At 62.4% G+C, this 19,347-nt stretch carries 17 protein-coding genes; 8 read left to right on the forward strand and 9 right to left on the reverse strand.

Annotated elements, in window-relative coordinates; genetic code table 11:
- Positions 1–7 precede the first annotated feature (7 nt).
- Together ACMX2H_RS05700 and ACMX2H_RS05705 are read right to left on the reverse strand one after the other, a co-directional pair.
- Positions 8–1,423, reverse strand: coding sequence for a hypothetical protein (locus ACMX2H_RS05700; protein ID WP_414959521.1), 1,416 nt, complete (start codon positions 1,421–1,423; stop codon positions 8–10).
- 2 nt (positions 1,424–1,425) lie between these two features.
- A complete protein-coding gene (locus ACMX2H_RS05705) occupies positions 1,426–3,903 on the reverse strand; it encodes a hypothetical protein (RefSeq protein WP_414959523.1) in 2,478 nt (825 codons plus the stop codon).
- A 683-nt stretch (positions 3,904–4,586) separates the two neighbouring features.
- Here ACMX2H_RS05705 and ACMX2H_RS05710 point away from each other — a divergent pair.
- Entirely contained in the window at positions 4,587–5,759 is a 1,173-nt protein-coding gene (locus ACMX2H_RS05710) for an SIR2 family protein (protein ID WP_414959525.1), read from the forward strand.
- Positions 5,760–6,067: 308 nt separating this feature from the next.
- On the opposite strand, the gene ACMX2H_RS05715 is transcribed toward ACMX2H_RS05710, so the two are convergent.
- Complete coding sequence (locus ACMX2H_RS05715; protein ID WP_414959527.1) at positions 6,068–7,042, reverse strand: NAD(P)-dependent alcohol dehydrogenase; 975 nt, start codon at positions 7,040–7,042, stop codon at positions 6,068–6,070.
- Complete coding sequence (locus ACMX2H_RS05720) at positions 7,039–7,767, reverse strand: DUF2306 domain-containing protein (RefSeq protein WP_414959528.1); 729 nt, start codon at positions 7,765–7,767, stop codon at positions 7,039–7,041. The genes ACMX2H_RS05715 and ACMX2H_RS05720 overlap by 4 nt, the downstream gene beginning before the upstream one ends.
- 111 nt (positions 7,768–7,878) lie before the next feature.
- Here ACMX2H_RS05720 and ACMX2H_RS05725 point away from each other — a divergent pair, with 111 nt between their 5' ends.
- The gene (locus ACMX2H_RS05725; RefSeq protein WP_414959530.1) at positions 7,879–8,571 is read left to right on the forward strand and encodes a TetR/AcrR family transcriptional regulator C-terminal domain-containing protein; all 693 of its coding nucleotides are present in this window, start codon (positions 7,879–7,881) and stop codon (positions 8,569–8,571) included.
- A gap of 17 nt (positions 8,572–8,588) precedes the next feature.
- Here the strand turns inward: ACMX2H_RS05725 and ACMX2H_RS05730 are convergent, their stop codons facing one another.
- Together ACMX2H_RS05730 and ACMX2H_RS05735 are read right to left on the reverse strand one after the other, a co-directional pair.
- Positions 8,589–9,209 carry a phosphoribosylanthranilate isomerase gene (locus ACMX2H_RS05730; RefSeq protein WP_414959531.1) on the reverse strand — a complete coding sequence of 207 codons (621 nt, stop codon included), beginning with the start codon at positions 9,207–9,209 and terminating at the stop codon, positions 8,589–8,591.
- A complete protein-coding gene (locus ACMX2H_RS05735) occupies positions 9,209–9,781 on the reverse strand; it encodes a helix-turn-helix domain-containing protein (RefSeq protein WP_414959533.1) in 573 nt (190 codons plus the stop codon). Before ACMX2H_RS05735 ends, ACMX2H_RS05730 begins: the two co-directional genes overlap by 1 nt.
- A 74-nt stretch (positions 9,782–9,855) precedes the next feature.
- Between ACMX2H_RS05735 and ACMX2H_RS05740 the strand changes: the two genes are divergently transcribed.
- The 3 genes from ACMX2H_RS05740 to ACMX2H_RS05750 all read left to right on the forward strand — a co-directional run bounded on the left by ACMX2H_RS05740 (position 9,856) and on the right by ACMX2H_RS05750 (position 13,128).
- Positions 9,856–10,929 carry an NAD(P)/FAD-dependent oxidoreductase gene (locus tag ACMX2H_RS05740; RefSeq protein ID WP_414959534.1) on the forward strand — a complete coding sequence of 358 codons (1,074 nt, stop codon included), beginning with the start codon at positions 9,856–9,858 and terminating at the stop codon, positions 10,927–10,929.
- Positions 10,926–11,576, forward strand: coding sequence for a class I SAM-dependent methyltransferase (locus ACMX2H_RS05745; RefSeq protein ID WP_414959536.1), 651 nt, complete (start codon positions 10,926–10,928; stop codon positions 11,574–11,576). Before ACMX2H_RS05740 ends, ACMX2H_RS05745 begins: the two co-directional genes overlap by 4 nt.
- Positions 11,577–11,727: 151 nt before the next feature.
- Positions 11,728–13,128, forward strand: a complete 1,401-nt coding sequence (locus ACMX2H_RS05750; RefSeq protein ID WP_414959537.1) for a dihydrolipoyl dehydrogenase family protein — start codon at positions 11,728–11,730, stop codon at positions 13,126–13,128.
- A gap of 59 nt (positions 13,129–13,187) precedes the next feature.
- On the opposite strand, the gene ACMX2H_RS05755 is transcribed toward ACMX2H_RS05750, so the two are convergent.
- Positions 13,188–13,985: a DUF4190 domain-containing protein gene (locus ACMX2H_RS05755; RefSeq protein ID WP_414959538.1), complete on the reverse strand. Its 798-nt coding sequence runs from the start codon at positions 13,983–13,985 to the stop codon at positions 13,188–13,190.
- Between the two features lie 331 nt (positions 13,986–14,316).
- Here ACMX2H_RS05755 and ACMX2H_RS05760 point away from each other — a divergent pair, with 331 nt between their 5' ends.
- A complete protein-coding gene (locus ACMX2H_RS05760; protein ID WP_414959540.1) occupies positions 14,317–15,135 on the forward strand; it encodes a CPBP family glutamic-type intramembrane protease in 819 nt (272 codons plus the stop codon).
- Between the two features lie 221 nt (positions 15,136–15,356).
- On the opposite strand, the gene ACMX2H_RS05765 is transcribed toward ACMX2H_RS05760, so the two are convergent.
- Both ACMX2H_RS05765 and ACMX2H_RS05770 read right to left on the reverse strand, forming a co-directional pair.
- Entirely contained in the window at positions 15,357–15,689 is a 333-nt protein-coding gene (locus tag ACMX2H_RS05765) for a hypothetical protein (RefSeq protein ID WP_414959542.1), read from the reverse strand.
- A gap of 193 nt (positions 15,690–15,882) precedes the next feature.
- Complete coding sequence (locus ACMX2H_RS05770) at positions 15,883–16,626, reverse strand: GAF and ANTAR domain-containing protein (RefSeq protein WP_414959544.1); 744 nt, start codon at positions 16,624–16,626, stop codon at positions 15,883–15,885.
- A gap of 182 nt (positions 16,627–16,808) precedes the next feature.
- On the opposite strand from ACMX2H_RS05770, the gene ACMX2H_RS05775 reads away from it, so the two are divergent.
- Together ACMX2H_RS05775 and ACMX2H_RS05780 are read left to right on the forward strand one after the other, a co-directional pair.
- A complete protein-coding gene (locus ACMX2H_RS05775; RefSeq protein WP_414959546.1) occupies positions 16,809–17,729 on the forward strand; it encodes a DMT family transporter in 921 nt (306 codons plus the stop codon).
- Between the two features lie 147 nt (positions 17,730–17,876).
- Positions 17,877–19,229, forward strand: a complete 1,353-nt coding sequence (locus ACMX2H_RS05780; RefSeq protein ID WP_414959548.1) for a GAF domain-containing serine/threonine-protein kinase — start codon at positions 17,877–17,879, stop codon at positions 19,227–19,229.
- The last annotated feature ends 118 nt before the right edge of the window (positions 19,230–19,347 follow it).

Genomic DNA, 19,347 nt, shown 5'->3' on the forward strand with positions numbered 1-19,347 from the left:
GATTCTCCTAGAAAGCGCTCTCGACTATAACGGCGTGGTCGGCATCTGCGCTGCCACGCGCCATTCCGGCCCGTTCGAGCAGCGACACAAGGTCGCCGAGCTCAGGCCTCATCCCTAAAATCGTTAGGTCACGTAACACATCTCCCACGTTGCATTGAGACCCGGGAGTGCCGCAGGTAAGGCTGGCAACCACCGCAATCCACTCGGTGCCTGGATCTATAAGGAGGTATCGGCGCCCTCTGGTCTTGAGAATCCCGTAATAGTCCGTGAATGGCCCACTCGATTCGCGCACCTGCAGGCCGTATTTGACTGTCTCCCAGACAAGCTTCCCGGCTTCTTTTTTCTCTGCAGCTTGGACCGCTAACGAGCGCCTGAACTCGCTTTCCGCGGCGTCGCGAAGGAACTCAATGGCGTCCTGCTGTCCGCCAAGTTCATCCAGCCGTTCTTTGAGGCTCCTCCTAATCCTTTCGCCTCGGGAAATACGCCATTTGATGCTGGACCCAACATCGCGCACGGATATGGAGGAGCGGCTGGATTGCCAAGGCAGGGGCGCCCTGACCATAGTCCGCAACTCGTCGAAGGTGTCAGGTACCGAGTCCTGCATGATGGCGGTCCCCAGCGCCTCATACCACGCATACTCCCACAGGAACCCGAGCCCCATTGCGAGTCTCAGGACGGTGGTGGCCCAGTCGACCCATACTCGCGCAGGAAGCGCCTCGACCCACTCTTGCGACGTCAACGCCGTCCAGGACTTGGCAAACCACTCATAGGGAGTATCCGGATATAAACCGCACCAATCGACGCTGTCTTGAGAAATCGGGAACGATTCCCGCCGGCTGCATCGATCTTCGAATACGGCTGACATCATGGACATATCAATGGTCTTCAGCAGCGGGTCCAAGTCCAGCCGATGATCCGCTGCCCGCAGCCATCGCTCCGTCGCTGATGCCGTCGGCCCGCCTGAGACATGTCCAACGGTAAAGAGGCCCTCAATTATGGAGGCGAAGTCTGGTGGCCCCTTCTTCACAAGAACACCGCGGGGATCCTGCATTAGCGCAAGGGCCGGCGTCATAGGGCTAGAAGGCTGGTTTCCCGTCTTTTCGATTCGTATGCCCATGACGCTCGAGGCGACTGCCTCACCCAGAAGCAGGTCGGAAGCAGTGGTACTCAATGCGCGTTCCTTCAGCCCGAGTCCGAGCGCTTCTGCCGCGGCCCCCTTTGGCTTCGTCGGACGGAGCGAAAGATACTGCGTCTCCTTAGGATCGGCCTTGTACATCAGACCGACAGGCTTTCGCACTTCAACGTCTGAAGCGATGTCGTAGGCATTCCAGGCAAGCGCCGAGAGCAGGGCTTCCGGCACGGAAAAGTACTCTGGCCGGTTAAACGGGAGCAGGAGATGTTCTGCTTTGGCAACCCTGTCCATAATCATTCCTTCGTGTACCGCTGTGTTATTTGGACTTCACGATCTCCATCCAATAAGCAGAACTCCGCCCCGTGCAGGTGGGACGAAAGAAGCCGCGATGCGCGAACGCGTTCCAATCGGGGTGCTGTCACATCGATGAGGTCCGTTACGCCTACGTGGTCGTCCACGCAGGCCATGGCCTCCCGAATTAGCGCAAAGTCCAAGGCCACTCTGCTTCTGGTAGATCCGTCTGTTCCGATAAGCAGGAGGACCTGCTCGCCTTGACCTCGTCGGTCGGTTGTAAGTTCTGGTTCCCTGACGCGAACAGCAAGTTTTGGCTCCGTGGTTCTTCCGGTAATCGGTTCAGTTCGACTGTCGAACAGCGGCAGCAGGGAAGAGCCGGATTCAGCAGGATCCCGCTTAGGCCTAATGAGAGTACGCAGCGGAGACTTCAAATCATCCGGGAGATGCGGGGATTGCACCCAGGTTCTGATTAGCATGTCTACTTCGCGTCGAAACGCACAGATCCCGTTGGACACCGCATAAAGCCGGGTCAAGTAGGCCCCGTACCAGCCGGTGGCTTCCAACCGCTGGTCATCCTTGAGGTTCGGCGACTTCAGAAGTTGGCAAAAGGCTTCGTCTAGGCGTCTGTCAAAGTCCTTCACGACTGCACGGAAGGCGCTGTCTTCTGATGTCGAGTCATGCAGGCTCTGGAGCGGTGTACCGTCCGAGGCGTGCACGGCAAACGCGTCAGAAATACGAGTAGCCCACCCTCCCTCTGGGGAATCCGGGCTCGAACCTGGCACGGCATCGTTTACTGGATCAACTGGGATTAAAAGCTTCAGGACAGGATCCCGGCTTGCTCCCTCCGCAGCTGCCGAGCGCATGCCAGCACCAAAGATGCCTTGGTTGAATCTAAGACCTGACAAGATTCGCAGGCGTTCAAAATCATCCTCCGGACTTAATCCGATCGGCTGGTTCGATATGACGAACTCACCCAGACGTTCACGAGGCATCCGGGATGGCGCATCACCAACCAAAGCGCGGGTAAGGTACCCCCACAGTTCCCTGTACGTCATGCGAGTCGCCGACACCAACTCAGCGCTTCGCGCCATGGTCAGCAGACCTGACCGAACCAGAGGTGAGCGGAGAGATTCCAGATTAGCCCGTAGTGGATCCGCAATCTGTCCGCGCACCTGTTCAAGAGGGCGGCCAAGCGATTCTTCGACAGTCTTTAGGACGTTGACCAACAAATCAGCGGCGGGAGCACTCGTGGCTTCCATCGCTGAACGCTGAGCCAGTGGCACAATTCGATAGTCTTGAGCAGACACGGTGGAATCGGCCCCGATGGTGATGGCGGGACGTCCCTCGAAGAGCGAGCATTCGTCAACGAACACAGCCAACACATTGGCAACATGCTTGTCCAGGTAGCTCAGCCTGGCGGACTGTACAAAGTCTTGCTCGGTAACGTGATTCAGTTGCCAAGACGACTCATTCGAGTCATTGAGGGAGAAACCGTACAGCCATCGCACGAGTATATCTCCGGCGGTCCAGTCTCTGGACTCACGGAGTCGAGAGTCGGACATTTCCTCAACTAGGACGCCTCGATTTACGCACGCCATCAGGTGACGAGGTCGAGAAGGAACTGCATCGTCCACGTAGATGGACGTGATCCCATCGATATCAGATATCAGCGGCGCCCGGTTGCCGGCTTCCAGATTGATTGTGGCGTCATTGACGACGACGAGGTCAGACTGGGTTCCGTGATACTCGTAGAGTCGATGCGCCAGACCGTCGTCAAGTTCACTCTTGAGCCGCATCCCGGCTACCACCTGTGCAGTCGCGTGGGACTTCCCCGCTCCGGGCCCTCCAACAAGGAACAGCAAACGCGGTGGATGGCCCGCAGACACCCCGTCCTTCAGCCACTCACAGGCCTCTTGAACGCCAGCCGGACGCATGGCGGATGGCCAAGCTGATTCTATTGGGTGGTCCGGTCTCGCAGCGACGTCGGTTCCTCCTGTCGCCCGGTCCCACAGACCGACAAGGCCGTCCCAAACATTTTCATCACTCGCTGTTAAGGCGTTTGAGACAGACAAGGGACCTCTTTCCTTGGAGACGACTGTGCGGTCTCCTAGATTCAACTGAGTCACGGACTTGGCCACAGCCGATCGGGGGTCGACTATTCGTGGGCTTCGTGTTTCCTCAACGTTCATCGCTTGAAGCACGGCTACACGTAACGCGTTCTGCACATGGCTTCGCGGCTTATACCCTTCAACGAATCTCAAGCTGGACTCTGCTAGGACGTGGCTAATATTGCAGAACTTGAACTCAATCGAACCCTTGCTGCGCCCAGTAAGAGACTGCACGCGCCGATTGAGTTCAATTTTCGAATAGGCTCTGCCTTGGATTTCGCTGTCAAGCATCTCAAAATAAGCGGCGACGAGTACAGTCGTCTCGTCGTCACTCCACGGTTTCGATTCCCCCACATTGACAACATACATGGTCCGGACGGGGTATCCATGTCCGACGCGAACGGCAGCGTAACGCGCTTACCGTCTCCCCTCTTTCAGACCCCTACCGAGTAGCGCATGATTGTGCTTTAGGAGGGGCTGGTATTAAGCAACCCGCATCTCCCCGGTCGCCACAAGCAGCATTTTACGGTCTTTGCCATGACAGGGACAAACGCGCGAATTCAATTCGCACTTCCTGCCCGACGTTTCTCAACTGACTTCCGGTTCGGTCAACTGATACAACTACAACTATGCCTGACTCGCACCTGTTCGTGACGATGGGCGATCTATTGCACCTACGCTGCGATGCATGGATGGCCCCTACAGATGAAGACCTCAATATCAGTCCCTTCTGGGAAAAAGGCGTGCCCGGGCTAACCGAAGCTGTTCGGACAAGTGCCGGACCCTCATTTCTAAAAGGTGAAGCTTTCGCCGTCTCGGCAGCCGAGTGGCCTCTCGATGAACCGCTACCCGTGTTTACTGCCGTACCTCACCGGGGAGTTCAATCAGCCGAGGAATTGATACCCAGGGTGAGGGCTTTCCTTCTCGAAGCGGTTGAGGCAGTCTCTGACAGGCGACGACCGGAACATACGAAAGCCCGCCCAACTCCCTTAATAGGCCTCCCGTTCTTCGGAACGGCGGCAGGAGGTGGTGACTTTCAGCGAGGTGAGATTATGCGCGCCATTCTCGACGCGATCCTCCAGGAATTACCTCTGCTGGCGTGTGACGTCGTTTTGGTTCTCCAAGATGAAGCAGCCTTTGCGCTAGCTCAAGAGGTCCGCCGAGCGAATGAGGTCTGTTACTGGTCCGCACTTCCGCCTGGACACTTGGACCAGGCCAAGCGTCTTGCGCACATGGCCAGAAAAGGACGCTTGGTTCCTTTCATGGGCTCCGGTGTGAGCATCAGTTCAGGGGCTCCCTCCTGGGATGGCCTACTGGATGAGCTGGCGCAAAGGATTGGCTTGAGCCCCGATTTGGCTGCGGGGTTCCGGAAGCTGAGTCCCCTAGACCGGGCGAACATCCTCCAGTCCCAGCATGAATCTTCGCGAGGTAGTGATGACTCGAGCGAATCTTTTGGGTCGCTGGTGGCGAGAAGCTTCTCGATGGAAAAGTATGGACTTGCGCCCACATTGCTTGCAAATCTGCCTTCTGAGGGAGCCATCACGCTGAACTACGATTCGTTGTTCGAACGGGCAAGCACCGATGCAGGTCGAAATCGCGCCGTCATCCCGCACGAATCAATGAGCCCCCACATCGACACGGGCTCGCGTTGGCTGCTCAAGCTCCATGGCTCAGTTTCGCAGCCGGACTCCATTGTGCTCACGCGCGACGATTATCTTGGATACAACGCGAACAGGGAAGCCTTGTCGGCGCTCGTCAAGGCGCATCTAATGACGCATCACCTGTTGTTCGTCGGATTCGGCCTCAAGGACGACCACTTCCATGAGATAGTCCACGACGTTAGACGGGCCATGCCCAGCAGACAGGGCGGAACCGGGATGCTCGGAACAGTGCTCACGCTCAACGCAGATCCGCTCCAAGCGCTCGCTTGGAGCGACAATCTCAGTTTCATCTCCATGGAAGACTCGGCACAGGAAGATTTGGCCCGCACTCTAGAAATCTTTCTTGATGCCCTAACCTGTTACTCCACGGCAAGTCACTTCTATTTTTTGGCGCCGAAGTATGAAGGTGGACTCAACCCCAAGGACAAACAATTAAGGCGGGAAATCCTTAAGCTGAAGACTCTGCCGGCTGCCCGAGGTGAAAGCAGTGTGGTTGACGTAATCGACGAAATGCTTAGAACCCTTGGCTGGTCCGAGAATGCCTCGTACCACGAAGAGTTATAAGAGGGACGCCGCTTGAGAATTTGTCCGCGGAGCCCGTGCTGTCCACGCTGCTCTGGCCGGGCGTACACGCGGTTGGCTGTGAGGCCCACGCTTCGAGGACTTCCGCCGGGTTTTTCTACATGCCTAGGGTCGAAAGCGTTTCGTCGATTTCCGGGGCGGCGCCGCGGGAAGTTGCGGAGCTACTGACGCTGTTGGCCATACCGTACACCTCGGCCCTCATGCGCGCTCGTTCGATGTCGCCCAGGCCGTGACCCCACCACGTACGCTGTCGTCTTCCTCCCTTATGGTGAGCGTGCTCGTTGCTTCGTTCACGCTGACGCGATCTGCAGGACGACGTTGCCAGCCTTTCGGCCTGTGTCGGCGAAGCGGTGGGCTTCGACGATGTCGTCGAGGTTGTAGGTCTCGTCGATGACGGCTCGGAAGTGGCCGGTTTCGGCGAGGTAGACAAGGTGCTTGAGGTCGCCGGCGGTGTACTTGCTGGTGACGACGACTTGCTTGCCGCTTTTCCGCATGCGGCTGGGTGCCCGCAGTATTGCTTTGAGGTCGGCAATGACCAGGAGCAGTGAGCCTCCGGGATTGAGAGAGGCGTCGACTCGCTCGAATGGGGCGTTGCCAACGCAGTCCATGATGACATCGTAGGTCTTGCCTTCAGCGGTGAAGTCGGCCTGGGCGTAGTCGATAACCCGGTCAGCGCCGAGTGAAGCGACGAGTTCGGCGTTGGCTGCGCTGCTGACCCCGGTGACGTGGGCACCGAGTTGTTTGGCGAGCTGCACTGCAGCCGTTCCTACAGCGCCGGAAGCACCGTTGATCAGGACGGGATCCCCGGGTTTGACGTCGGCGCGGTTGAGGAAGCTGTGTGCGGTGAGTCCACCAAAAACAAGGGTCACGGCTTCCTCGAAGCCCATGTTGCGGGGTTTGACGGTGAGGTTATCGTCTTCGCGCAGGCACGCATATTCGGCGTGGCCGCCGAAGTCAGCGCCGAACATTCCGATGACTTCATCGCCAGGGTGGAATTTGGTGACGTCGGTCCCTACGGCCGCAACAACGCCTGCGAAGTCCATGCCCAAGACTCGATTGCGTGGCCGGAAGAGACCCAGGCCTTTCGCGGCCAACAACCCGAGGCCTTTGGGAACGTTGCGGCTCCTGGAACGGTAGTCAGCCGCGCTCACCGTGCTCGCGTGGACTTTAACCAGCACATCGCGTGGACCGGGCGAGGGCTGCGGCACCTCTTCCACGCTGACGACCTCCGGGGCACCGAACTGCCGGTACACCGCGGCCCTCATCGGGAAGCTCCAGCCGGGAGGGCAGCGGACCTGCCGGACAGCCGCCGCGAGGACGCGGACCGGCGGGCGCGTCGGCGGATGAAGTATTCGGCGACCGCAAGGTTGAGCACCCAGGCTGCCCCCATCAGGATCGCCCGGCTCAATTCGTTGGTCGGGCCGACCAACACGAACCAGGGGATGCTCACCAGGGCTTGGGTTCCGGCCGCGATGCCGATGGCGTAGCCGCGGGCCATCCAGGCGCCGTGGGCAACGAAGTTTCGCCGCCGGATCGCGACGATGCCCAGGACGATGCTCGCCGTCATGGCCGTGCCGAAGACCAGCCGAAGGACCAGCAGGATGACGCCGTCATCTTTGGGCAGATCGTAGAAGACCGCCATCCAGAGTCCGGACAGGGCCGAGAGCAGCCCCGCGGGAATCAGAATGACGCCGGCGATGCGGTGCCAGTTGCGCCGACCGCGCATACCGCGCCGCAGCGAGGGAACGAATTGGAAGGCCCCGAGCAAGCTGTACACGATGGCGGCGGGGATGTGGATCAGCACCGGGATGGGCGAGTCGAAGAACCGCTGGTTCGTCGGAGTGACTGCAGCGCCGCCGGTCAGTTCCGCCATCCGCAGCGACCCGAAGATCACCGGGATGATGCTGATGAATATCAGGCCGGCGGGCACCAGCCAGCCGGTTCGGGAGCGCTTGGCTGCCGGAGTGGCGCCAGTGGTTTCTGTAACCATCATCTGATCCTCGGGTAGTTGGTGTACGGCGTACACCTTTATGCTCCTAAAGCTAGGTGTACGGCGTACACTTGTCAAGAGGAAGTTTCCAGTTCGCCAAAGGTGGTCCGGATGGCACAGCAGTCGGAGGCGGTGCACCGCGCACCGCTGAACAGAGAGCGGGTGCTGAGCGCCGCCGTCGTACTTGCGGACGAAGCCGGCGTCGATTCGCTCAGCATGCGGAAGCTGGCTCAAGAACTCGGCGTGGTGCCGATGGCGCTCTACAAGCACGTGGCCAACAAGGAAGAACTGCTCGACGGGATGGTGGACGTCATCGTCGGCGAGATCGATACGCGGCCCACCGGGTCGGATTGGCGGAGCGAGGTCCGGCAGCGGGTGCTCTCAGCGCGGGAAGTGCTGCTGCGCCACCCATGGGCCCGCCAGGTGCTGGAGTCGCGGACCAACAAGACGCCGGTGGTTCTGGATTACATGGACTCGGTGATCGGCATGTTCCGGGCCGGCGGGTTCTCGGTGGACCTGACGCATCACGTGATGCACGCGCTGGGGAGCCGGATGTGGGGCTTCACCCAGGAGCTGTTCGACGATTCGCAAAGCGCGCCGGTGGAGGTGCCGCCGGAGATGCTGCAGATAATGGCCGCGCGGTTCCCCAATATTGCGGAAGTTGCCATGGCCGGCGCGCACGACGACGGATCCGTGGTGGGCCAGGGCTGCGACGACCAGTTCGAGTTCGAGTTTGCGCTGGACCTACTGCTGGACGGATTTGAACGGCTGCACCAGCAGGGCTGGACCTCGGCCCGGCGTTGACGCGGCGGGCCGCCGGCTCAGCGCATTTTGGCGGCGTGGACGAAGTCTCGGATGAGGCCGATGTCCTTGACGCCGCGGCTGGATTCGACGCCGCTGGAGACGTCCACGCCATGCGGCCGGAGCGCGGCAATCAGCATGCCGACGTTGGCCGGGGTCAGCCCTCCGGCCAGCAGCCAGTGACCGCGCGGCGGCTGTGCCTGGATGGCCGTCGGATCAAACGTGACGCCGGCACCGGGTTCCACGGCATCGAGCAGGATCCGGCCGGTTTCCCAGTCCACCTTTTCATCGTCCGGGAGTGAACTGTAGGCCTCGGCGGAGAAGGCCCGAAGTGTGCGGAACCCGGCGTCCTCCAGCAGGCGGAGATCGCTGAGCGGTTCGTCACCGTGCAACTGGACGGTGCTCACCGCGGCGGCGCGGGCGGTCTCGATCACCTCCGCTATGGGCTGGTTGCGGAACACGCCGACGGTTTCGACTTCCGCCGGCACGGCTTCGCCGAGCGTGCGGGCTGCTGCGGCAGTGACGGTGCGCGGGCCGCCCGGTGCGAACACGAATCCGATGGCGTCTGCGCCGGCGTCGACGGCGGCCGCGACTGCTTCGGAGGTCCGCAATCCGCAGATCTTAACGTAGGTTTGAGCCATTATTCCTGCCCCTCTGTGCCGTGTGTGTAGGTATGCATCTGCTCGCCGTCGGGACCGAAGATGCTGAGGATCTCGACGCGCCTGCCGTCCGCGGAGCCCATGCTGTGCGGCACGCGGGTGTCGAACTCCGCAGCCTCGCCCGGCTCCAGCACCAGGTCCTTCTCCCCCAGCTTCAGCCGCAGCCGGCCGGAGAGCACGTAGAGCCAGTCGTAGCCGTCATGCGTTCGCTGCGGCGGCATGGTCTTGCGCGCCGGGTAGGTCATCTTGAACGTGCGGGTCGGCGAGCCGGGCGGGGACAGCCGGACAATCTGCACGCCGTTGCGGACGGACTGTGTGGGCTTGATCCGCGGATCCGGCACCTCGGCCGGAATCAGGTCATCAATGGTGATCCGCAGCTCGCGGGTGAGCGGCAGCAGGATTTCCAGGCTGGCCTGCCGCTTGCCGCTTTCCAGCCGCGAGAGCGTGGACACGGACATCCCGGTGCGGGTCGCCAAATCCTCCAGCGTGCGGTCCTGCTTGATCCGGGCGGCACGCAGCCGCGGACCGATTTGCTCCAGCACCGAGTCCTTCATGGCCCTCCTCCCTCAGTTTGCTGTTTCTGCAAAGATACTTGCAACCTTATCATCGGCTCCCGCACCCTTGGACCATGGAAAACAACGAATGGGATGTCATCATCATCGGCGGCGGCGCTGCCGGGCTAAGCGCGGCCCTCATGCTGGGCCGGGCGCTGCGGAAGGTCCTGGTGCTCGACGGCGGCAGTCCGCGCAACCGCTTCGCCAGCCACATGCATGGGGTGCTGGGGAACGAGGGTGCCGACCCGCTGGAATTCCTCAGCCGGGCCCGCGCCGAAGTGGCAGGCTACGGCGTGGAGGTGCGCTCCGCTGTCGTCAAGCAGGTGAGCGAGACCACTGAGGGAATCATGGTGGAGACGGACGACGGCGGCCAGCTCACCGCGCGCCGTTTGATCGCCGCCTCCGGCGTGCGGGATGACCTGCCGGCGATTCCGGGGATGGCGCAGCGCTGGGGCCGGGATGTATTGCACTGCCCGTATTGCCACGGCTGGGAGGTCCGCGGGAAGCGGCTGGCCGTGCTGGCTACTTCCCCGATGGGCATCCACCAGGCCCAGCTGATCCGGCAGTGGAGCGATGACGTGGTCTTCTTCACGGCCTTGGCCGGACCGGTGGACAGCGACATTGCCGCGCAGCTCGCGGCGCGGAACGTCAGCAGGGACCCGCGGCCGGTGTCGGAACTGGTGGTCAGCGACGACGCGCTGACCGGCATCCGCGTCGAGGGCGGCGAGGTGGTGGACGTGGACGCGGTCTTCACTGCCGCCACGCTGGTCCCGCAGGACAGCTACCTGGCCGAATTCGAGCTGGAACGCGAGGACTCGGCGTTTGGCAGCTTCCTCAAGGTCGATCCGACCGGGCGCACCAGCCATCCCCGGATTTGGGCGGCAGGAAACATCACATCGCCGGGCGCCAATGTGCCGATCAGCATCGCCGCCGGTGCGATGGCCGGCGGGATGGTCAACGCGGATCTGGTGACCGAGGACTTCGCACTGGCCGCGGCCTCTGCTGAAAGTTACCCTGCTGACTCCGCGGAAAACTACCCCACAGCGGCCGCAGTTGCTGCCGAGACGTCCGCTGCCACCGGCACTACGGCATCCGCGGCAGTCTATGCAACGATTTCAGCCACAGCGGGAGAAGAGAGGGCATCATGACCGGCCACTCCTCCGCCGAGCAAGCGACAGACGCCCGCACCTTCTGGGATGCCCGCTACGGCGAGCGCTCCAGGATCTGGAGCGGAGCGGTCAACCGGGTCCTGGCGGATACGGCTCCCGTGCTCACACCGGGGCGCGCTCTGGACTTGGGCTGTGGAGAGGGCGGCGATTCGGTGTGGCTGGCCGAAAACGGCTGGCAGGTCACCGGCGTGGACATCTCAGCCACGGCACTGGAACGCGCCCGGGAGGTCTCCGAGTCCCGCGGGCTGGGAAAGGAACAGATCAGCTGGCAGCAGATGGATCTGGCGGAGGACTTCCCCGCCGGCGAATTCGACCTGGTCTCCGCCTGTTTCCTGGCCTCCCCCATCCACCTTCCCCGGGCGGGCATCCTGCAGCGGGCGGCCGCGGCCGTGGCTCCGGGCGGCACCTTGCTGCTGGTGTCCCACGCCGGCGCTCCGCCCTGGGCCGGGAACGCGGCCGGCCATCGGCATTTCTTCCCCACCCCGGAAGAGGAGCTCGCCACCCTGGACCTGCAGGACAATGCGTGGGACGTCCGCTGCGCCGAAGTCAGGAGCCGTGGGGCGACGGGACCGGACGGCGAACGGGGCTTGCTGGAGGACACCGTGGTGATTGCCCGGCGCCGTTGAGGTTGCGGTGGGGCCGGTTCGCGTCCGCACAGGGTCCGCGCGGCCTGTGGCCGGCCCCGGAGCAGGGTCAGCGGTCTCGTCGGGTCTGTGCCGAGGCGTAGGGTGGCGTTAAAGCGGCTGGATCTGTCGCACTCCCGAGGGAAGGATGGTCATGGAACCCGAGGAATTTGATCTGCTGGTGGTCGGCGGCGGCAAAGCCGGCAAGTCTCTGGCGATGGACCTGGCGAAGTCGGGACAGACGGTGGCGATGGTCGAGCGGGCAATGATCGGCGGAACGTGCATCAACGTGGCGTGCATCCCGACCAAGACCATCATCCATTCCGGCCGGGTGCTGGAGACAGTGCGCCGGGCGGCAGAGTTCGGCGTGGCCGGGTCGGAGAATCCGCGGATGGACATCAACCTGCTGCGCCACCGCAAGGAAGACGTAGTGGACACCATGGTGGCCGGACAGGAAAAGCTGTTCACCGGCTCCGGCATGGACTTCATCTTGGGCGAGGCAAAGTTCGTGGCGCCCAAGACCGTCGAAGTCTCGCTGAATGACGGCGGCACCCGCGTGCTTCGCGGCACCGACGTCGTGATTAATCTGGGCACCGGGCCGGCCCTGCCGAACATCGACGGGCTGGCCGAATCCAATGTCCAGACCAGCAACACGCTGCTGCACCTGGATGAACTGCCTGCCAGCATGGTGATTTTGGGCGGCGGCTACATCGGCTGTGAATTCGCAGACCTGCTGAACACTATTGGCGTGCAGGTCACCGTGGTGCAGCGCGCCGGCCAACTGCTGCCGCGCGAGGACGCTGATGTGGCTGAGGCTTTGGCGAAGGCCTTTACCGACGCCGGCATCACGCTGAAGCTGGAGGCGTCCGCGGAGAAGATCGAACGCGCCGACGACGGCACCGTCACGGTCAGCCTGTCCACCGGGGAGACGGTCACCGCCGAGGAAGTGCTGGTGGCGCTCGGGCGCCGGCCGGTGACCGACGGCATCGGATTGGAGGGCGTGGGTGTGCAGCTTTCCGACAAGGGCATGATCCAGGTGGACGACCGGCTGCACACGTCAGCCGACGGCGTCTGGGCCGCAGGCGATGCGGCAGGCTCCCCGCAGTTCACGCACGCCTCCTATGACGACTACCGCATCCTCAAGGCGAACTTGGCCGCTGCCCACGGCGAGGGACAGCCGAGGTCCACGGTGGAGCGGCTCATCCCTTACACCGTCTTCACAACGCCGGAGCTTGGCCGGGTGGGCCTGACCGAACGGCAGGCACGCGATGCCGGCCACGAAGTGCGGATCGCACGGATGCCGGTGAGCGCAATCCCGCGAGCCCGGACCGTTGGACAGCTGGACGGCGAATGGAAGGCAGTGCTGGATCGGAAGACCGGCAAGATCTTGGGCGCTGCCTTGCGTGGAGTGGATGCCAGCGAAGCGATCGCCGTACTGCAAATGGCGATGATCGGCGGACTGGACTACATCGCCGTCCGCGACGCCGTCATCACCCATCCGACCATCGCCGAGGGCTTGAACCTGCTGTTCACGCCGGCCTGGCTGGAGGATTAAGCAGAACGCCGGTCCCGCACTACGCAGGACCGGCGTTCCGGCTGAGTGGGCGAAAGCAGTTACTTCACAGCCCAGTAGACGCGTGCGTCATTGTCGAAGGAGATGGTGGGCTCCACGAAGAGTTTGGCGTCCGTAATGGCTTCGGCCGGAACGTCGAGGCAGAGCTGGTACTCTCCGACCCCACCATTCTCGAGCGTGGGGACACTCAATGCTTCTTGCTCCAGCGAAGCGATGCAAGTGCTGGAGCCGTACTGGCGGGCATCGCCACCGACCAGCTTGACCGCCAGATCGATCCACGGATCGCCTTCCTCGGAGCCGACGTACTCGGTCACCAGATCGATCAGGACGTACTGCCCTTCAGGGTCTTGGTTGAACTGGTTCATCGCCAGAATTTCTTCGGTGGCGTCAAGGTTCACCGCTTTGACGGTGACGTTGTACTCATCCCCAATGGCCGCTTCCTTGCCCAGCGCCAGGGTCGCGGCCTCGGCGACCGCCGCCTGCTCGCCGTCGTCGACCGCAACCACTCCGTCCGCGGCGTCCTCGACGGTTTTGGCAACGCTGTCGATAAGCGAAGCGTAAAACATCTGCGAAGCGATCACGCCGATGATCGAAACGGCGGAAATAATGAGCGCGGCAATCGACATGCCCTTGGACTTGGACCTTCGCTTGACCGTGATGACCGTGGCCGCGATGGCAAAGCCCAGGGCAATAATCCCCAGCACGAAGACGAGGTTATTGACGATCGGCACCCAGCACAGCAGCAGCGAGACGATCGCCAGCGCCAGTGCCGTGATCGCCAGGCCCTTGCCGGCGTTGTGGTTCTCCTGCGGTGCAGGCGCTCCCTGGGCGGGAGGCATTACGGACGTATTCGGATTAATCGCCATGGTGGTCTTTCCCCAACGTAATAGTTTCCATTTCTGCAGCCCGGGCGGTGCGGCACTCGGGCACACAACAGAAACTAGCGGTCGGGTAGGACAATTTGTTCGGAAAAAGCAGCGGTGATGAGTGCCATTGGCGGAGGGCTTGCCAGCGGCTTCTCGGCGGAGGAACGTAACATCGACGTCAGCCGCCGCCCCCTCATGTTCGGCACCACCAAGGTGGGCCAGCACTAGACACACGGCGTCGGTCTAGAACCCGCCGAACTCTGGACGGTTTCCCGCCCGAGGATTGCGCTGAGATGCTGGTTGCGTGACAACCATCTCGACCCAACCGCCCCGTACCGCGCTCAGTTGGAAACTGGTGCCGGCGGTGCTGCTCTCGGCGTCCGGAATACTGCTTTTTGGTATGGAAAATGACCCCGCTGGCTACAGCATGCTCGCTCTCAGCCTGGTCACTGCCGCTATCGTCGACGCTCAGTTATTGCGGGACCTGGCGCTGATCGCGGCGGGCATAGTCATCGTCAGCTTGGTCCCGCTGAACGCCGATCTGAGTATCTCGCACATGGCCCTCATGGGCGGTGCCCTCACATTGGCCGTGCTGGTGCCCTGGCTGGTGTCGAAGTACATCTATCGCGAGAACATCATCAAGTTTCCGGTCAACACCGGGCGCAAGTGGCCGTTGCCAGCCAAGCTGTACCTTATCGGCGTCGTCGCGCTGGGCTACTTCATTCTGCCGGTCTACTTGATCAGCACAGGGGTCTATCAAAACTGGCCGGACGCATCCGACCCCACCATCTTCTGGCGGCTCTTCCTCGGAGTAAACGCCGTAGGCATCTGGGACGAGCTGTTCTTTATCTGCACGACCTTCACGTTACTGCGGCGGCATTTTCCCGACTGGTTGGCCAACATCCTGCAAGCCGTGGTCTTCTCGTCTTTCCTGTGGGAGATCGGCTATCAGGCGTGGGGGCCGCTGCTGACCTTCCCGTTCGCGCTGCTTCAGGGCTACACCTTCAAGCTGACGAAGTCGTTCACTTACGTCGTGTCCGTGCACTTGATCTTCGATTTCGTGCTTTTCCTCGTGCTGGTGCACGCGCACAACCCCGACTGGCTGCCGATTTTCTTGTATTGAGCCCCTACCGTTCAGCCGGCGAGCGGAACAGCCCTTCCCGGTAGGTGCAGGGAGCTCCACTCTTCCGGCGCCGTCGGCCCGTCATCACTCACCCGACCGTCGCCGAGGGCTTGAACCTGCTGTTCACGCCGGCGTGGATGGAGGACTAAGCAGAACAGGGATGGAGGACTAGGCGTAGGGGGGATCGCCTAGTCCTCCGGATCTATGGGCGCCAGGCGCCTTTAGCCCTGCGCTTCGCGGGTTTCGAGCTCGCGGGCGATGGCGTAGTACTGGACCAACGCATCGCGGACCGGATGTTTGCGGTCCAGCTGCCGGTAGGACTGGCTGCTGAGCTCCAGGAGTTCCTCGACTGTCATTTCCGACAAGTTCGCCGGAACAGTGGCCGGAACAGTTTCTTGACCGGGAGGAGCCTGGCCGGCGTTTCCCTGCACGGAAGGAGCCTGGCCGGAAGGTTGGTCCAAGACGGCTTGCCCGGTTGCGTGGTCCGAAACGGCCGGCATGGCAGCGGGCTGTTCAATAGCGGACTGGCCGGAGTCGGCGAATGCTGTGCTCATCTCGTCACCTCAGACCTGCGTTGATCGAAGCGCAGCAAGAGGCAGCGGGAAGAAAGTGGATTGGCATGGATGTGCAGTTGGTACTTCATGAACATTTCTTTCCAGACGAGTGTTCGATGGCCAACTGCTTAACCACGCTCCACGCTACAGCACCACACCCCCGTGTCAATGCGGGCGTCCGCGCCGAGCGAATTTACCTGTCGAAGTGCGTTCCCTCGGTGGACGGGTCGGCGGAGGTCACCAGGTCTGCCGCCAAGTCCCGCAGCTTCATGTTGCGGTTGCTGGAGGCGGACCTGAGCAGCTCAAACGCTTCGTCCTGGCTGCACCTGTTCTGGCCCATGATGATGCCGATGGCCAGCGCAACAGTGGTCCTCGACTCCAACGCCGCTTGCAGGTCGGCTTCCGCATCGCGCTGCCGGGCAAGGCGCACTGCCAAGGTCAGAGCCCGGGACGCTTGGCGGGCGTACTTCTGCGCAGCTTCGATGGTCTTCTCGTCGAACCTGCCGGCTTCGTTCGAGTAGAGATTGAGGCCGGCTGCGTCACCGGAGGCAACGGTGATCGGCACACCCAAGATGGACCGGACGTCCTCAGCCAGCACGCGGGCACCATATTCGGGCCAGCGGGTCTCTTCTTTCGCGTCGGCAACGTGCACAACTGCCCCTTCCCGGGCAGCCTGCAGGCATGGGCCGTCGGCGTAGTCGTACTGGATCTCATCCAGCCTCTGCGCGCGCGCACTGCTGCTGGCCACGGTGCCGGCCTTCTTCCGGCGCAGCAGCGTGATGCCGCAGAGAAGGTCTTCATCCGAGTGCGAAAGATTATGTACGGCCAAGCGCGCCAACGCATTGAGGAAAACCTCAATGTCCACGCTGTCGACTGCTGCGTCGTGGAGGAACTCCTCCACCGTCAATTCAGAAGCATCAAGATTTTCGCCTGGCACGGCGCTGCCCTTTCTCCGTTCCTTGTTGACGTTAATTTAACCCAAAACCGGCGGCCCATGCGTCATTTCTTGCCGTAGCCCGCATCACTCCGCCGACCTCATGGGCGCCCCTGCTGCCCGGCGCCGTCTTTGGCACTAGTCTTTGTCGGATACCCGCCGCAGCAACAAACAGGAGGAGCACCATGCGCGCCTATCTCCTGCTAATGCTGGTGGTGGTCTTCTACGCGGGCAACATCCTGACCGGTAAAGCACTGAGCGAACTGCCGCCGCTGACCATCGCGTTCGGTCGGATCGCCGTCGCCTTCCTGGTACTCCTTCCCATCGGCTACCGCAGCGCGTGGCGATCCCGGCACCTCTTCATCCGGCACTGGAAGCCGCTGCTGCTGATGACGGTGACCGGGGTGGCCGGATTCAACACGCTGATCTATTCCGCACTGCAGTTCACCTCGGCCACCAACGTTTCGGTTCTTGAAGCGTCCATCCCTGCCGTCACGGTGCTACTGGGTTTCTGGTTGCTGCGCGAGCGGTTGCGGCCGCTGCAGTGGGCCGGCGTCCTGCTCTCGCTGTGCGGCGCGGTGTGGGTGGTCACCAACGGCCAACTTCTGCGCCTGACGGAGATGTCCTGGAACGCGGGCGACGCGATCATGGCGATCGGCGCGCTGTCCTGGGCCGTCTACTCCATCGCCGTCCGGCGGTACCTCCCGTTGTTCCCCGCCCACGGCACCGTCCTGGTGATGACCGGTTTGTCCGTTTTGTTCATGCTGCCGCTGCTGCTGGCGGAGTGGGCGGTGGTGGGCATTCCCCCGATCAGCGGTGGGCAGTGGTCCGGCCTGCTGTACTTGGGAATCTTCCCGTCGGTAATCGCCCTGCTCCTCTACAACCGGGCGGTGGCCACGCTCGGCGCTTCCCAGGCATCTGTGTTCTTGAACTTCGTGCCGGTGTTCACCATGCTGGGTGCCTATGTCCTGTTGGGCGAGGCCATCAGCCTGATGCAGATCCTCGGCGCTGTGGCAGTGATCCTGGGCGTTTTCTTCACCACTCGAAGCCGCCGGGTGCTCGTCCGCAGCGAAGAGTGCCCCGCGGTGACAGTGGAAGAGTCATAACGATTCAGCATTCCGACTCGTTATGGCCCGTTCCTGGAGCGGGCGCCCGTACGATTAGTAAGGATGCTGTCAAAGTGATGGCCGGTGTGCCGTCATGTAACGGCTAGAAAGCAGGAGACGTTGGCGCCTCATCTGGATCGATCCGGCATGCTGCTTAATGGGCGATACCGGCTAATAAACTTGGTCGGCACCGGAGCGAACGCCAAGGTGTACCGAGCCGAGGACCAAGTCCTGGGCCGCGAGGTCGCCGTCAAGGTGATCCAACGCCCCTCGATGAACGAGGAAGAGTTCCACCACGACGACGCGGAGATTAAGCTCCTGGCCCGGCTGAACCACGGCAACCTGGTGACCCTGCTGGATGCGGGCATCGACCGAATAGAAGCCGGACATCCGCAGATCTACCTGGTCATGGAAATGATCGAAGGCGCAGACCTGAAGGCCCGCTTGAAGGCGGGGCCCATGCCGCCGCTGCATGTTGCGCAGATCGGCCACGATCTGGCCGAGGGACTGGCCTACATCCACACAAACTCCGTGGTTCACCGGGACGTCAAGCCCGGCAACATCATGCTCTTCAATTACGACGACGACGGTGCCCGCCTGCGCGCCAAACTCACCGACTTTGGCATCGCCGTCGTGATCTCAGAAGATGCCCACGTCTCCGGGATGTACGGGACTGCCGCCTACCTGAGCCCGGAGCAGGCCAAGGGCGAACCGGCCGGCCCCGCCAGCGATATCTACGCGCTGGGCCTCGTGCTGCTGGAATGCCTGACCGGTGTGACAACCTTTCCCGGCCCGCCGCTGGAAGCAGCGGTCGCCCGGCTGCTGCGGGACCCGGAGATCCCGTCCGAGCTGGGGCCGGAGTGGGTGCCGCTACTGACCGCGATGACCGCCCGCGAGCCAGAGGCACGCCCCACAGGCCGCGACGTGGCGCTGGCACTGTCCGATCTGGCACTCTCGCTGCGCGGCCGGCACAAGGAGGTGTCCATCCTGCCGGTCGATGAGCCGCTGCGAATGGAAGCGGTCCAGCGCTACAACATTCTGGACACCCCGCCGGACGCTACCCTGGATCGCATCACGGCGATGGTCGCCCGCCTGTTTTCGGCGCCCATCGCCGCGATCAGCGTGGTGGACCACGACAGGATCTGGTTCAAATCGCACCACGGTCTGGGTATCCAGCAGATCGACCGCGAGCCCGGGTTGTGCGGATCGACCATCCTGCAAAACGGACCGTGGATCATCAACAACGCCCCCGCGGATCCGCGCGCGGCGGCGAACTCCCTGGTGGCCGGCGGCTTCGGCCTGAAGTTCTACGCCGGCGTGCCACTGAAGACCCGGGAAGGCTTCAATCTGGGCACCTTGTGCGTGATGGACTTCGAGCCGCGCGACTTCAGCGCCGAGGACACCCTCACGCTGGAGGACCTGGCGGCCGTGGTGATGAACAGCCTTGAACTGCAGCTGGACAGCGGCCGGCACCTTCCGGCAGAGCCGCTGGCCTCCTAGTGCTCCCCGCCGCTTCGCATCGGTTCACAGTGTCCCAGGAAAGGGCAGACAGCCAGAACGATCTGCGGTAGCGTCCCAGCATCACGCTTATCGTCGCTAGGGCGGCGTTGGCTAACGA

Source organism: Arthrobacter sulfonylureivorans (genome assembly GCF_047607445.1).
Taxonomy (GTDB): Bacteria; Actinomycetota; Actinomycetes; order Actinomycetales; family Micrococcaceae; genus Crystallibacter; species Crystallibacter sulfonylureivorans_A.